10 protein-coding genes are annotated in these 14959 nt (G+C 69.3%); 7 read left to right on the top strand and 3 right to left on the bottom strand.

What is annotated here, in order from left to right; translation table 11 throughout:
- Positions 1-14 precede the first annotated feature (14 nt).
- Positions 15-1271: a hypothetical protein gene (locus tag ENSA7_RS22960; RefSeq protein ID WP_146158027.1), complete on the bottom strand. Its 1257-nt coding sequence runs from the start codon at positions 1269-1271 to the stop codon at positions 15-17.
- A gap of 79 nt (positions 1272-1350) precedes the next feature.
- Here ENSA7_RS22960 and ENSA7_RS22955 point away from each other — a divergent pair, with 79 nt between their 5' ends.
- The 7 genes from ENSA7_RS22955 (at position 1351) to ENSA7_RS22925 (ending at position 13360) form a co-directional block, all read left to right on the top strand.
- Positions 1351-3966, top strand: coding sequence for a response regulator (locus ENSA7_RS22955; RefSeq protein ID WP_181234017.1), 2616 nt, complete (start codon positions 1351-1353; stop codon positions 3964-3966).
- Positions 3967-4039: 73 nt separating this feature from the next.
- On the top strand, positions 4040-5998 hold the full coding sequence (locus ENSA7_RS22950; protein ID WP_106091466.1) for a hypothetical protein: 1959 nt from the start codon (positions 4040-4042) through the stop codon (positions 5996-5998).
- A gap of 35 nt (positions 5999-6033) precedes the next feature.
- Entirely contained in the window at positions 6034-8019 is a 1986-nt protein-coding gene (locus tag ENSA7_RS22945) for a hypothetical protein (protein WP_106091465.1), read from the top strand.
- Between the two features lie 31 nt (positions 8020-8050).
- Entirely contained in the window at positions 8051-9199 is a 1149-nt protein-coding gene (locus ENSA7_RS22940; protein ID WP_106091464.1) for a hypothetical protein, read from the top strand.
- Positions 9184-10803 (top strand): DUF5685 family protein, encoded by a 1620-nt coding sequence (locus ENSA7_RS44050; protein WP_181234016.1) that lies wholly within the window; start codon positions 9184-9186, stop codon positions 10801-10803. Before ENSA7_RS22940 ends, ENSA7_RS44050 begins: the two co-directional genes overlap by 16 nt.
- 64 nt (positions 10804-10867) lie before the next feature.
- Positions 10868-11929, top strand: coding sequence for a hypothetical protein (locus ENSA7_RS22930; protein ID WP_106091463.1), 1062 nt, complete (start codon positions 10868-10870; stop codon positions 11927-11929).
- An 84-nt stretch (positions 11930-12013) separates the two neighbouring features.
- Positions 12014-13360, top strand: a complete 1347-nt coding sequence (locus ENSA7_RS22925; RefSeq protein ID WP_106091462.1) for a hypothetical protein — start codon at positions 12014-12016, stop codon at positions 13358-13360.
- A gap of 11 nt (positions 13361-13371) precedes the next feature.
- Here ENSA7_RS22925 and ENSA7_RS22920 read toward each other — a convergent pair whose 3' ends face one another.
- Together ENSA7_RS22920 and ENSA7_RS22915 are read right to left on the bottom strand one after the other, a co-directional pair.
- Complete coding sequence (locus tag ENSA7_RS22920) at positions 13372-13695, bottom strand: tellurite resistance TerB family protein (RefSeq protein ID WP_244923878.1); 324 nt, start codon at positions 13693-13695, stop codon at positions 13372-13374.
- 98 nt (positions 13696-13793) lie between these two features.
- Positions 13794-14867, bottom strand: coding sequence for an AAA family ATPase (locus tag ENSA7_RS22915; protein ID WP_106091460.1), 1074 nt, complete (start codon positions 14865-14867; stop codon positions 13794-13796).
- Between the last annotated feature and the right edge of the window lie 92 nt (positions 14868-14959).

The following is a 14959-nucleotide window of genomic DNA, read 5'->3' as shown; positions in this document are numbered from 1 at the left end:
TCAACTCTAGCCGGTCAGGGCGGCGAGAACTCGCCGGTCGGATCCACGCATGCGATCGCGTTGAAGCTCGGCGGCTCGACGTTGACCTTGTAGCGGACATCGCTGATCGCCCGCACGGTGATCGACGCCGGGCACAGGTCGTGCTGGGTGAAGTCCATGCACGCGGCGATGTGCTCGACCGGCTCGTCGCCCGCGGCGATCGTCGCGGGGTCGCCCCCTTCGTGGGTCTCACACCAGATCCGCAGCTTGAGCTTGCAGTCGTCGGACACCCGGGTGGGCGCGGCCTTGGCCAAGGTCATGCGCTCGCCGCCGGCCTGGTTGGCGGTCCAGCCTGCGCGCGCCTCGACCGACTCGGTCCGCCACAGCGCCTGCTCGCAGCGCAGGTCCGGCGAGTCGAGCACGACCTGATCGCCGCTGATCGAGAGCGAGAGCGGGCCCGAGGCGATCGGCTGCTTGGGCAGCCGATCGAGGCTGACCTCCCACTTGTTCGCGCTGCCGTCCCAGTTGTCGCAGGCCGTCTCGTTCGCGCTGTGCTGGGCCTGGACGGCGGGGTCCTGGGCTCGCTCGCTGCCGGGCTCGGGGACCAGCCGGGCCGGGACCCAAAAGTCCGTGGTGAGCCGGCCCTCGGCGAGTGTCATCGTGCCCGAGCACTCGAACTCGTGCTCGACCCCGTCGGCGTCCTCGTCGCTGATCTTGGCGTCGGCGATCAGCAGCTCGGTGCGCTCATCGTTGCTGCCCGGCAGCTCGCGGATCGTCGTCGCTCGAAACTGCGCGTGGGCCCAGTCGAGATCGAGCCGCATGCCCTGGGCCTCGATCAACAGCGCCCCGTAGCGGCCCTGGATCGCAACGGGCAGCTCGTCGAGTGACTCCCAGCGCGACCACGCGGCGTCGAGCACCGACTCGCACTTGGCCTCGGTGTTTTCGCTGTCGTAGAGGGTCATCAGTAGGCGGTCGCCCTGGCGCGATATCGTGCCGTTGCAGGTCTTGGCGTCGAGCTTGTCCCACTTGAGGGTCGCCCGCTCGACCCGGACCGTGCTGCCTTCCATCTTGCCCGCGTGGATCGTCAGCTTCATCTGTGGCAGCTCGATCCCCGACGCGGTCACGACCAACCCCGGCGCGTCGGCTGGCGTCCGGCCATAGATGCCCTGAATCTCGCTGGGGATCAGCTCGACCGCCGCGGTCGACAGCTGCTCATCGCCGGACTTACAGCCGAGCAGGGCAGCGCAAGACGAGGCAAACACCAGGGCCGACATGCGAGGGCGACGCGACATGGACGGCTTGGTACCGTGCGCGGGGCGCGAGGGCAAGTCGCGCGGCCCTCCCCCACGCGCTCGCGGGTACGAGCTTCACATGTCCTCGATCAACAGAAACGCGAAGCCCGGCGACGCCGGCACGTCCCGCCGGCTGGTTCGATGGGCGCTCGCGTGGTCGCGCAGGTTGCTCGCCCCGACGATCGTCACCAAGGGTGGCGACGAGCTTCGCCGTCACCTCGCCGCGCTGGTGTTCTCGAGCTCGCTGGCGCTGCTGGTCCCGATCCAGATGATCTCGCACGCGCTCGACGGGCAACAGCTGCACGCCGCGTCGAGCCTGCTCCAGTGGCTTGGCGCGCTCGCGTCGCTGGTGCTGTTGCGCCAAGGCGCCCGCGCGTGGGTGATCGCCCACGCCATGGGCCTGGTCATCGTCGGGCCGGCGTGTGTGGAGCTGCTCTTGGCCCCCGAGCCGGTCGGCGCCTACACGCTCGGACTCGTGGTCGCGCCCATGATCGTGACGTTGATCGCCGGGAGTTGGCATGGCTGGATCTGGTGCTGCCTGAGCGTGGTCGCCCTGGTCGGGGTCAGCTTCGCCGGCAATTCGTTTCCAGACGCGCAGGCGTGGGCAGTTGGGCTGGCGCTCACGACGCTCGGTCTCAACGCCGCGACCTACGTGCTCGAGGCCCTGCGACTGCGCAACATCGACGAGCTCGAGGCGGCCCGCGACTCGGCCGCGGCCGCGACCGAGGCCAAGAGCTGGTTTTTAGCCAACATGAGTCACGAGCTGCGAACCCCGATGAACGGCGTGCTCGGCATGCTCGGGTTGCTGCTCGACACCCGGCTCGACGACGGCCAGCGCGACTACGCCGAGACCGCTCACGCGTCCGCGGTCGCGCTCTTGGATCTGCTCAACGACATCCTGGACTTCTCGAAGATCGAGGCCGGTCAGATGGTCCTCGAGATCGTGACCTTCGATCTGCGCGATCTGATCGAGGATGTCCTCGATCAGCTCTCGGTCTTGGCCGACGAGAAAGACCTCGAGCTGATCGCTCGCTACCCACCCGATACCCCCAGCAGCCTCCGCGGCGACCACGGGCGAATCCGGCAGATCCTGCTCAACTTGGTCGGCAACGCGGTCAAGTTCACGCACGCGGGCCACGTGCTCGTCAGCGTTCAGGTCAGCGGGGGCCACGGCGCGCTGCGGACGATCCGGTGCGAGATCGAAGACACTGGGATCGGCGTCCCCAAGGACCAGCTCGGCTCGATCTTCGAGCAGTTCCGCCAGGTCGACATGTCGACGACCCGGACCCACACGGGCTCGGGGCTCGGCCTGGCGATCGTCAGCGAGCTCGCGGCGCTGATGGACGGCAGCGTCGGCGTCCGCCGCAATCGCCAGCGGGGATCGACGTTTTGGTTCGAGCTCGAGCTCGAGCTCGAGCTCGATGATCAATCACTGCCGCGAATGGTCCAGCCGACCGCCGAGCTGGCCGGGCTGCGGGTCCTGGTCATCGACGATCATCGCGTCAACCGGGTGGTCTTGCGCGAGCTGCTCGCCGGCTGGGGCTTGGCCTCCAACGAGTGCGACGGAGGCCCGCACGCGCTCGAGCTGCTTCACCAGGCGGCGGCCGCGGGTCAGCCATTTCAGCTCGTGCTGCTCGACTATCACATGCCCAACATGGACGGGCTCGAGCTGGCCAGGGCGATCAGCGGCGACGCGCAGATCCCCACGCCGGTCCTGGTCATGCTGAGCTCCATGACCCATCGCGCGAGCGCCTCGGACCTGCTCGCGGCCGGCTGCACCGCCTACCTGGTCAAGCCGGTCCACCAGTCCGATCTGCTGACGACGATCGCCACGGCCTGGAACCAGCGCGGCAAGCCACGCCCGCTGATCACCCGCGTGCGCGGCTACGGGGCCCAGCCCAAGCAGCTGTCGCGGCACCTGCACGCCCGGGTGCTGGTCGTCGAAGACAACGCGGTCAATCAAAAGGTCGCGCAGCAGATGTTGTTCGACCTCGGCTGTCGGGTCGACGTCGCGGCCAACGGGCACGAGGCCCTGGAGCTGGTCGAGGTGGCCCCCTACGACCTGGTGTTCATGGACGTGCAGATGCCGGTCATGGATGGGATCGCCGCGACGATCGAGCTGCGCCGCCGCGAGATCGGCAGCGACCGCCATCTGCCGATCGTCGCGATGACGGCGCACGCGCTCGCCAGTGATCGACATCGCTGCCTCGCGGCCGGGATGGACGGTTACATCAGCAAGCCGGTCCGCAAGCGTGAGCTGCTGGCCCAGCTGAGTGAGCACATCCGCGTCAAGCGTGGCGGCGATCCTGCTGGCGATCTGCCTGCTGGCGAGCTGGCCCACGACGCCCACGACGCGAGCTCGAGTCTAGTTTCATCGAGCGAGCAGTCCCCCTGTGACCTCGACTGGCTGCGCCTGACCTTCGCAACGGACGAGGCGATGGTCAGCTCGCTGATCAAGGTGTTCGTCGATCAGGCCAGGGTGTTGGTCCCCGCGATCCGAGCGGCGGTCGAGGCGGGCGACACCGAGGCCCTCGAGCGAACGGCACACAAGCTCAAGGGCAGCTGCGGCACGATCGGCGCCAAGCCGCTGTACCGGTTGTTGTGCGAGGGGCCCGACGCGATCGCCCGGGACATCGCCGTGATCGAGCGGGCCTACGCGGAGCTCGAGGCCTTCTTCGCCCAGCGCGGCGCCTGATCGCCAGGCCCCCACGCCGCGGACATCGACAGCGACGACTCGGCAGACGTCCGCAGTGGTACAACTGCCCAGCATGGCCGGAGCCGACGAGCGACTGACACCGGCGACCCGCAACTATGTGATATTTGGATTGCTGCTGGTCGTCGCGCTCGCGCTCGCGGCCCGCGATCGGTTCGGACCCCATCGCGGCCGCGGCGAGTCGGACACCGCGCTGCGCTTGATGGTCGTCGGCGGCTCGGTCGCGGTCACGAGCGCGCTCGACGAGGTCGACGGCTTCTCGATCATGCGGATCGGCCCGGCCGAGGCGATCGCGCTTGGCAGCGAGCTGGTCGACGACGACGCGCCGGCCTATCAAAAAGTGATCGCCTACGCCGATCAACACGGCTACGGATTTCTCGCGCTCGCGCTCTCAAACCGGGACGACCAGCCGAGCGGCGCCCAGTGGGAGCTCGACGTCGACGATCCGGGCATCGACGCGCTCCCCCCAGCAACGGCCCACTTCGTGGTGTTCAGCGTCGGCGACCTGGCGCCTCAGGGTCCACGCATGCGGGTCGTCGAGCTCGCGGCGCTCGACTATGAGGGGTCGGGCGCGCAGCTCGAGAGCCTGCGCCTGGCCCTGTACGATCACCCCGACTTGCAGGCGCTGTGGCAGCACGACGGCCAGGGCCCGCAGCTGCAGGCCCGCCAGGTGTTGACCAATCGCGGCCTGCCCGAGCGTCGCCAGGCGTTCGCTGCCGATCAAGCGCGGTGGCGCGAGCTGGCCCAGCTGTGGCCGGCGCCCGGAGTGATCGCGGGCAGCCTCGCGGGCGCGTGGGAGCAGGTTCGGGCCGCGCCGATCCGCGGCGGTGTATTGATCGAAGCCCGCGCCGCGCGACCGACCGTCAGCGTGTTCAGGCGCCCGTCGCTGGAGCTCTCGCGGTCGGTCTCGCTGTGGTTCGTGCCCGTCGCGGCGCTGAGCGATGACGATCCCGACGAGTCTGGCGCACGCACGCGCTGCCATGGCTTGCCCGCCACGCTGAGCGCTCAGAGCAGTGAGATCTCGGTCGCACCAGACGGCGCCTCGCTGGTCCTGCGCGAGACCCCGACCAGCGCGGCGCAGCTGTTCGTGTTCGACGAGCAGGCCGCGCTCGAGGGCCACTGCCTCGCGCAGGTCCGCGCGACCCTGCCCGCGGGCGAGCGCGCGATCGGCCGACCCAACGCCGCCGGGCGCATGGCGTGGCACTACGACGACGACTGGCTGCACTGGTTCGCGCCGAACTCGCAGCAGCGCGAGCAGGTCAATGAGATCGCCGCGTTCTCGGGCCCGTGGTGGGTCGACGACACGCTGCTGGCGATGATCTCCTCGCGCCCGATCGGGGCGCCCGAGCACGGCTTCGAGCCGGTCGTCACGCTGCTCGACACCGACGCGCGCAAGCTCGACGCGGACGGTCGGTTCGCGCGGGTCGAGCTCGACGCGAGCGCGCTGTTTCCCGCGCTCGCGCCCGGATCGGAGGCGGCCGCGCTCATCGATCTTCGCCCGTCCAGTGACCGCGAGCTGTTGGTGCTGACGGAGCGCTGTGAGTCCCAACCGTCCCAACCGTCCCACCATGGCCGGCCGTGTCTGCACCGCCTGCGCAGCGTCGATCCGCTGGCGACCCTCGCCTCCTTGATCGGCCCAGACGTCCTCGCCAGCCCAGACGAGCCGGCGGACGCGGAGCCCCCGTTCACGGTCGAGACCCTCGGTCCGTTCGGGCCCTACACCGCGCTGGCGATCGCGGCGAAAGCTGGCCGCGCGGTCTGGATCGACGGCGAGGCGCACCTGATGATCGCGGACCTGCGCGGCGCAGCGCCGCTCGAGCCCCGCCGCCTCGACGCCGACGACCTCGCGGACTCGACCCCGCGGATCAGCGCCGACGGCCGGGTCATCGTGAGTGAGGTTTCGGTGTCGCTCGACGAGCTGGGCAGCGTGTCGATCGCCCGCGCGTTCGTGCAGCCAGCTCCGCCACCAGCGGCCCCCGCCCCGGCGCCCGACCCCGCCCCGCAGCCTCGGTAGGCTTCCGCGCAGGCGCGTGCCAACATGCCCCTCGCATGGCTGCTGAGTTCGATCCCGCAGACTCGCTCGTCGCTCGGACCAAGTCTTCGCCCTTCGTGAGCGTGATCGCGGTCGTGGCCGTCGTCGGGGTGGCGAGCGCCGCCTGGTGGATGTTTGGCCGCGGCAAGGGTGAGGCAGAGGATCCCGCGCGAGTCCTGATCGTCGGCCCCACGCCCGAGCTCGCCGGGTTCCTCGAGCGCGAGGGCTTCGACGTCGATCACCTGAGCGTCGGCGAGGCGATCGGCCAAGGTCAGCGGCTCGACGCCAGCCTCGACGACCTCGGCGCGATGCTCGAGTACGCCGATCAACACGGGATCGGCTACCTCGCGCTCAACATGGCTCACGGTGAGCAGTACGAGCTCACCAGCGTCGACCCGGACGTCGGGCCTGCCCCCGCTGGGACCACCTTCGCGGTCGTCAGCGTGGGCGACCTCGGCAACACCGTCAGCTATGGCGGTGTTGTCCCGGAGGTCGAGCACGACAAGCCCGCGGGGGAGCAGGTCGGGCTGTTGCTCGCGTTGTTTGGCCAGCCCGAGATCGCCAAGGCCCGCGATCAGCAGGCCGACAACGATCTCATGATCCGGTTCGGCTCGGCGGGGACGGTCGAGGACGTCGTCGAGTACGAGAAGGGTCAAGAGACCATGCGGCGGCAGGTCGCGGCCTGGGCCGAGCTCGCCAACAAGGAGCGCGGCGAGCCCAAGCCAAGCGAGATCGCGGGCGCCTACGAGCAGCTGCGCGGCTGGCCGCTGGCCAACGGGACCGTGCTGCTCGCGAGCGGGCGCGGTGGCTGGCACAGCAAGACCGGCCGCGAGAGCGAGTGGGAGACCGCCGAGCTCGCGCCCAGCTTCGACGCCGAGCTCACGGTCGTGGCCACGGACGCGCTGGGTGAGCGCCTCGCGTGTGATGGGCTGCCCGACACCGTCTCGATCCCCGCGGGTATGGCGGTGGCGCCGGCCGGCGACGCGCTGCTGATCCCCACCGATCGCTGGGTCGCGGATCTCTGGGTGTTGACGGGCCCCGCGTGCAGCTTCGAGAAGCGCGACCCGATCCGGCGGCTCGACGGCGGTGAGCTCGGGGTTCCGCGTGCGAGTGGTCGGACCGCCCAGGCCCTGGGTGGGCGCTTGATGTGGGCCGACGCGAAGATGCGGGCGTACCGACAGGTTCAGATCGACGGGGTCGAGCTGCGCGAGCTCGAGCTGAGCTGGGCCAACGATGAGATCGTGGTCGTGCCCGCGGCGCTCGACCACGCCGTCGCGGCCGGGGCCCGGGCCCGGCGCTTGGCGGCCGCGGCCGAGCTCGATGGCGACGCGGCAACTGTCGCGGCCGTGAATCCGGCTCCGCTGCCGGCCAACGGCGACGCGCTGATCTTCGTTCGGCTCCCCGCGGTGGATCAAGACGATCAGATGGAGGCGACGGTGGTGCCGGTCGAGTGGCTGGTCCCGGGCGCGGATGCTTCGTCGCTGGCGATCCGCCAGGTCTTTGCCCAGCCCGAGGCCGACGGGCGGCTGGCCGCGATCGCGCTGGTCGACACCCCGGACGCTGCGCGGCTCGTGAGCCTCACGCTCGCCGCTGTCGGCCCGCACTGGCAGGACGTGCTGGCCACCGACTACGATCTCGCCGCGGCGACGCGGCCCGCTGCAGCCAGCGAAGACCCACCGCTGCGGGTGATGGCGCCCACGACCGAGGTCCCCCGCGACGCCCACAACCTCGCGGTCTCGCCGACTGGTGAGTACGCGACCTGGACGGCGACATTCGGCGAGACCGACCCGGATAGCCCGGTCGCCAACTTCGAGATCATGCTGCTCGCGCTGGGCCTCGAGACGCCGGCCGCCGCGGTGCGGATGACCGACAACGATCGCAGCGATCTGCGACCGCGCTTCGCTGGTGCGCGCGGCGAGGTGTTGGTGTTCGACAGCGCCTACGCCGGAGCACCGACGCTGCCCGAGCTCGAGGCCTTGCGGGCCCTGCCGATCCCGCCCTGACTGACCCCGCCCGGCGGCGATATGCTTGGGTATGGGCTCCCCCGCTACCCAGCTCGATCGCGCGCTGCTGCAGACCGCCGCGCATCACCTGCGGCCGATCGCGAGCATGATCGCGGCCGCCGATCCCGGCGCCAGCGTCAGCCCCCGCAGCCGAATGCTGTGTGCCGGCCTCGCCTGCCTCGCGCGTGCTTGCTACGCCGCGCTCGGCGGACGACAGCACGCCCAGGCCGTTGGCGAAGCCTCGGCGATGCTCTCGCTGCTCACCAAGATCGACGATCAGGTGATCGACGACCTCGAGTTCCACGGTGGTCCGCTGGCTGTCGGCCGCGATCCGATCGCCCTCGACCGTCGAACCCGTGCGTACCTGGCCCCGACCCTGGCCTCGCTGCGACAGGCCGCGCCGACCACCGCCGAGCCCCGCTGTGCGCTCGCGGCTGCGCTCGGTCAGCGCCTGCGCGCGCTCGCCTGCTCGCGCGAGCGCCTCGACCACCTGCTCGACACGATCGCCTACGGCTGGGAGGTCCAGGTCCGGGCCGTGCGGCTGCTGTCTAGCGATCCGACCCGCGTCGACCCGGCCGCGATCGAGGCCGTGACCGCCGACATCAGCGGGGCGTGGCTGCTCATGGTCACGATGATCGGCGGGCTCCCCGAGGACGCCAGGCGCCCGGTCGACGCGCGCGAGTCCGCGGCGTTCTATCGCTGGGGGCTGCACATTCAGACCGCCGACGCGCTCGCCGATCTGCATCGAGACACCGCCGACGGCCTGGTCGCCAGTCGCCCCGGCGTGCGCCTGGCCGCCGTCGAGCCCACGCTGTGGCGCCGCGCCTTCACCAGCGCCGAGCTCGGGCCGCTGTACCAGGGGGTCTGCGCGGCTGGGCTCGATCTGACCACCCTGCCCGACGCCGACGAGCTCGATCGACTCGGTGACGCGCTCGCGGAGCTGGGCCTGGTCCCCACCTGGCTGCGCTGGATCCACGGGTTCTTGGCCTGGCGCTGGCTCGTGCACCCCATGTGTCCGCGCGAGCTCGACGAGGCCCAGCTCGGCGCGCTGTTTCCCGATCGCCTCGGTCGTGAGCTGGGCCGTGGCTGGGCGGGCGGCTGGGCGCGCTGGCAGCGAGCGATGACCGTGGCCGATCAGCGCGGCGCCGCCGGGGAGGCCGAGCCATGTTTGGGACGCTGAGGCCCGCTCGCGCGGCGTTGAGCTGCGCCGGGCGCAGCGACTGGCAGCACTTCTACTGCGGGACCTGTCAGAGCATCGGGGACCAATTCGGCCTCGGTTATCGCGCGCTGCTCAGCCACGACGCCGTGTTCCTCGGTTTGCTCGTCGACGGCCTGCAGCTGCACGCGGCCGCTCCCGATCGCACGCGCTGCCCGATGGTCCCCGTCGTGCATCGGCCGACCGTCAGCCCTGACTCGGTTGCGATGCGCTACGCGGGCGCCGTCCAGCTGCTGCTCGCGGATCAGTGGCTGGCCGATCGAGCGATCGACGGTCGCGGCTTCGCCCGGATCGCGCGGCCGCTGCTCGACAAACCGACCGCCCGCGCGCGCGAGACCCTGGCTGAGCTCGGCTCGGATCTCGGCGATCTGATCGGCGTGGAGCATCGCCAGGCCGCCACCGAGCGGGTCGGCATGACCGATCCCGAGCAGGCCGCCGAGCCGACCGCGGCCGCGCTCGAGCTGGTGTTCGAGCGGATCGTCGCGCTGCCCGGCTCGGTCGCCGAGTGCACGGCCGAGCCCGCGCCCCGCTCGGCCGCGCTGGTCCGCTGCGATCTCGATCCACGTCGACTGCTGGCCAAGCTCGGCCGCGGGGTTGGGACGATGATCTACCTGATCGACGCGCTCGAGGACCTCGAGCAGGATCAGCGCGCGGGCGACTTCAACCCCTGCCTGGTTCATGACTATCGCGGCCGTCCGCAGCTCGACCGCGCCCGGATCCGCGACGCCGCGCGCGGGCTCGAGCGCGCTCGCACCGACGTCGCCGCGGCGCTGAATGCCCTGCCGCTGCGCCGCCACAAACCGGTGCTCGTCAACATCCTCGTCACCCAGCTCGGCGCCCGGGCTCAGCTCGCGGCCGCTGGCGCCGAGCGGATGCTGAGCGAGGCGGGTCAGCGCCGCCAGCTGCTCGATCGCGCGACCGCGGCGAGCGGCTTCGTTCGTTTCGCCCAGGCGATTGTTGGGTTGCTGATCGCCACATTCACCACGACCTGGTCGCGCCTCGTCTTGGCCGCGACCACTGGCGGCACCGACACGGGGGACACGGGCACTGACACGGGCACTGACACGGGCGACACCGAGACCGAGACCGGCGATCCGCCCGATCTGCCCAGCGAGTTCGGCGACATTCCACCCGACCTCCCCGACGCCACCACCGGCCCCGAGTCAGCTGGCGAAGCTGGCGGTGCTGGCTGCAGCTGCCTCGGTGAGCTGATCCAGTCGCTGTGCGGCGGGTTCGGGGACGCCTGCTCCGGCTGCGGCGACTCGCTGGGATCCTGCGGTCGCTGCTTCGAGGGCTGTACGGGTTTGTGCAGCGGGTGCGGCCAGGACTGCGGCCAGACCTGCTCGAGCCTCGGTGCCGGCTGCGGTCAGTGCAACGAGGGCTGCGACGGCTGCGGCAACGGCTGCGGCAACACATGCTCGAGCTGCGGCGGCGCGTGCTCGGGCTGCGGCGATTGTGGCAACGCGTGTAACGGATGCGGCAATTGTGGCAACGGATGCAGTGGTTGTGGCAATTGCGGTGGTGGCTGCGGCAATTGTGGGAATGGCTGCGGCGGCGGCGGCTGCTGATGAATGCGTCGTGTCGTCGTGCTAGCGTTCCCGGGTGCTTCGCGCGCACGCATCACTGCTCCTCGTGAGTCTGCTTGGCGGCACCGCGTGCATCGAGGAGGCACCCGCCCCACTGCATAGTTTCGAGCGGCACGGAGAATGGATCGACGTCTGGGGCTACGACACCAACCCTGGTGACACCTGCGCCGGTACCCTCCCCTACCTCGACGCGTATGCGGGAGCGCTCTCTGAAGAGTTCGGGCTGTCGACGCACCTTGGCGTGTATCACTGGTACACGCCAGACCGGTACATTGAGGTAGAACCTTGCCCCAAGCATGCCCTGGGCTGCGCAGGCCTCAACGGCGCATTCTCCTACTCCATGCCCCTCGAGCATGAGGTCGTTCACGTCGCAAACATCCAGGCCTCCCCCTGTCCCTCTGTGCTCAGCGAGGGCCTCGCCGAATACTACGGTGGCAGCAGGACGCCCACATCCGGTGACATTCGTGCGCTGCTCGAGGCGCAACAGGCAGGCCAGATCGGATGGGCCGACTACCCGATCGCTGGCGCCTTTGCGGCCTACCTCGTGGAGACGCGTGGACTCGAGGCGGTGCTCGAGAGCTGCAAACTGTCGGGCCCCGCCCCGACCGCCGAGCAGCTGGCGGACGCGATGTCGACGGCGTTCGATAGTTCGCTCGACCAGCTGTTCATTGACTTCGAGGCCTGGGAGGCACTCGAGTGCAGGTATTCGCAGTATCGCGGTAAAATATATGAGTGCGGTCACTCCCCCTCTGTCGTGCTCGGCGCGGAGACGGTCAAACTCGACGTGACACTGGATTGCACCGACACCCGCACGATCGGACCACTGAACAACCGGATCTGGACGCTGGACGCGGTTCGCGTGGCAGAGGCGGGGATCTACGTCGTTACACTGGAGGACGACTCAGGGGAGTTTGTGCAAGATCTTGGGTTTGAGATGACCGAGTGCGCGAAGTGTACGGATGCCCCAAGCGTGGCGCACTTCGGTCCCGACCCAGTGTGGGGGGGAGTGTGGATTGCTCAGCTCGAAGCCGGCGATTACTTCGTCAAACTCTGGGGAGCACCGGATGTCGCCCGGCACATGACACTCGAGTTCGAGTTGGATTTCTGACGTCCGCACCCATTTCGCTGGATCAGCGCGCGCAATTACCCACCGCGAGGTAGTCAGCCGGGTTCGTGCACTTAAAATCGTTTGATGGGCCTCGAAGTCAAAGCTCGAGTCGTGTTCACTCTGACGTCGGTTGCCGCAGCAGCGTGCAATTTCGAGACGAAGGACCCGAACAGCGAGGTATGCACGGAAATCCCCGGGCTCGAGGACTGTGACCTCGAGACCCCCGAGACCGGTGACGACACAGGAGGTGGTGGCGAGACAGGAGACGACGATCCAGCCGAGCTCCCAAGCGGCCATTGCCGTCACAACCCGGTCCCAAATCTCGACGAGCACGGCTGGCGGTTCCAGTGCGAGGGACACCTGTACGCCTCGATCGCGTTCGACGCCCCTCTCGACAACGACTGCGAAGACCTGCTCGGGGACCGATGCCACGAGCACCACGTGTTTGGCCCCTCGAGCGACTCCTACGAGTCACCGGGCGTCATGGCCTGCTGCGGCGAGTACGATCCAAGCTACAAAAACACCTACTTCCAATACTGCGAGTTCGACATCGTGCAGCAGGTCTGCATCTCCATGGCCAAGCGACTCGAGAAGCTGGTCGAGGACGGCAGCTTCGGCGCGTACGCTGGTCAGGGCGCCAAGCTTCAGCAGTGGATAGCGACCAACTACAAATCATGTTTCGAAGAACTCCGCACAAACGACACGATCTCGAAGGCCGGCGAGATCGCGTCCTCCTGGTCCATCCCCAACAGCGCCCAGTGGCCCGACTTCGACAACTTCGTGATCAGCATCGACGAAGGCACGCTCGTCTCGGGCATCATCCAGCCCAGCGACCCGGCAGACTGGCTGAGCTGCTTCAGCGCGCTCGACAACAACGACGAGATCTTCGAGGACGCCGTCCCTCCGAGCGGCGGTGTCACCCACGGCGTCGACCTCGACAGCGGCGTCGCCGGCTCCCTCGTCGGCCCAGTCGCGCTCGGCGGCCAGGTCACGGCGACCGTCAGCTTCAGCCCCGAGTGCGTCGCCAAGGGCTGCTCGCGGGCCGAGCTGTGGCGAGACGCGACCAGCGGCGCTACCCTCGTGGTCCAGGACATCACCTTGTTCACGGGCAGCTTCAGCGTCGACAACGGCAACGGCGTCTCGATGCTCGTCGACTCCGCCCGGGTCTCGCTGTACGAGAGCGCCCAGACCACGCCGATCTACGACGCCGAGGGCCAGCTCGAGGCCCACGTGATTCAGCCCGGCGACGCGTTCTTCCTGTTCTCGGGCAGCGCCGCCAATGTTCACGACCACTACCTGGCCAGCAACGCGACGGCGATCACCATCTCGCAGGTCCAAGCCACATGGCAGCTCGACCCGTTCGAGGTCCGCTACGTCGACGAGCGCGGCCAGACCTGGACGCTCGCGCTGGGCCCCAGCACCTGGCGCTAGACCAGCTGGCGCTAGACCAGCAGCTGCTCGAACAGGGCGAGCGTCTCCGCCTCTTGCGGATCGATCCGATCATCCGCGGCGACCAGCCGCCTGACGGCGTCGAGGAACATCTCCCGGTGCTCACGCGGCACGTCGGTCGGGTCGACCTCCTCGGGTGGCGGCGGGTGGCGCAGCCAACCTTCGATCAGTTTGCGATCATCCTCGAGCTTCAGGGTCTCGATCATCGCTCCGACAAAGTCGCGCTCCGCATCCTGGACCTCGAGGTCGGCCCAGGCGAAGGAGCAAACGAACTTCATCAGGCGCAGGCGATCCTCGCGGGGGAGCGAAGCAGGCATGGGCGGACCCTACCCGAAATCCGCACGGCTCGGTGGTCAGAGTTTGCGGCGCGAAGCCACCCGAGGGGGTCGAGGGGCTGTTTTCAGCTCACACCGACTCACACACGTGTGCGGACGGTCTTGTGGCTGGGCGCGCTCATCACCCCGTCGGCGAGGTCGAGCCCGCGCAGTCCCCGGGGTAGCCGCTGGGCGGCCGCCAGGTAGTCGGGGTGATCGGCCAGCGCCGACACCCGGGTCCCCTCGCTGGCCGTGCGGGTCACCAGCGTGACCTCGTGGGGGCTGAGCTCGGCGACCACCAGCGGGCTGCGCGTGGCGATCAACACCTGCACGGGCTGCTCGGGATCGACCGTGAGCTCACGCAGGATCTGCATGACCAGGCTGATCAGCGCGGGGCTGAGCCCGGCCTCGGGCTCCTCGACCAGCAGCACCTGGGGCCGCTCCGAGTAGCGCAGCGACTCCCACGCCAGCATCCGCAGCAACCCCACGCCGACGTGCTTGGCGGGGATCCGCTGGCCGTCGAGGCTGCGCACGAACAGGTTCTTGGTCACCTGCGAGACCGTCGTGACCTCGATGCCGCCGACCCACGGAAACAGGCCGCGGAGCCGCTGCGTGATCAGATCGAAGGCATCGTCACCGCGTGCCATGATCCGATCGTAGACCCCAGCCAGCCCGTGGCCCTCTTCCTCGAGCATGACGGGCATGTACTCGGTGATCAGCGGGCTGTCGCGATGCAGCGCGGCGTTTTGCAGGTGCACGAAGCGGCAGCGCAGCTGCTCGCGGATCTGGTTGGCGAACTCGACCGCGGCGGGCGGCTCGTCGGACGCCCAGCGAAAGTCGGGCGTGACGTGGCGGTAGCCCAGCCACTCACCTTGCATCGACTCGCGCACGTAGGTCTCGAGCGTCTGCGAGCGCGGCGCAAAGCCGACGTTGAAGCCCAGGCTGCCCGCAAACTCCACGGTCAGCGTGATCGTGTTGCGGGCCTTCAGTGGGATCAGCGGCGGCGCCTCGTCGCGATGGTCTTCGACTCGCATGAAGCGAGACAAGGTGTCGACGGCCTTGAGCACTGTCGACTTGCCGACATCGCTGGCCCCAACAAAGGCGTGCAGCGGCGTCGGCTTGACCTCGGCGTGGCGGATGCAGCCGTAGTTCTCGATCTCGAGGCGCTTGATCAAGCTGAGCTCCCTGCACGAAGTGTCGCCGGTTCGCGCCGTCGCGTCCAGGCGCGGGAGGGCATGGGTTGGACCCGTCGCCCAGGCCCGACCAC

The organism is Enhygromyxa salina (assembly GCF_002994635.1).
Lineage (GTDB): Bacteria > Myxococcota_A > Polyangia > Nannocystales > Nannocystaceae > Plesiocystis > Plesiocystis salina_B.
Note: the sequence above shows the minus strand (reverse complement) of the source record. Positions and strands in the feature narration are given on the sequence as shown.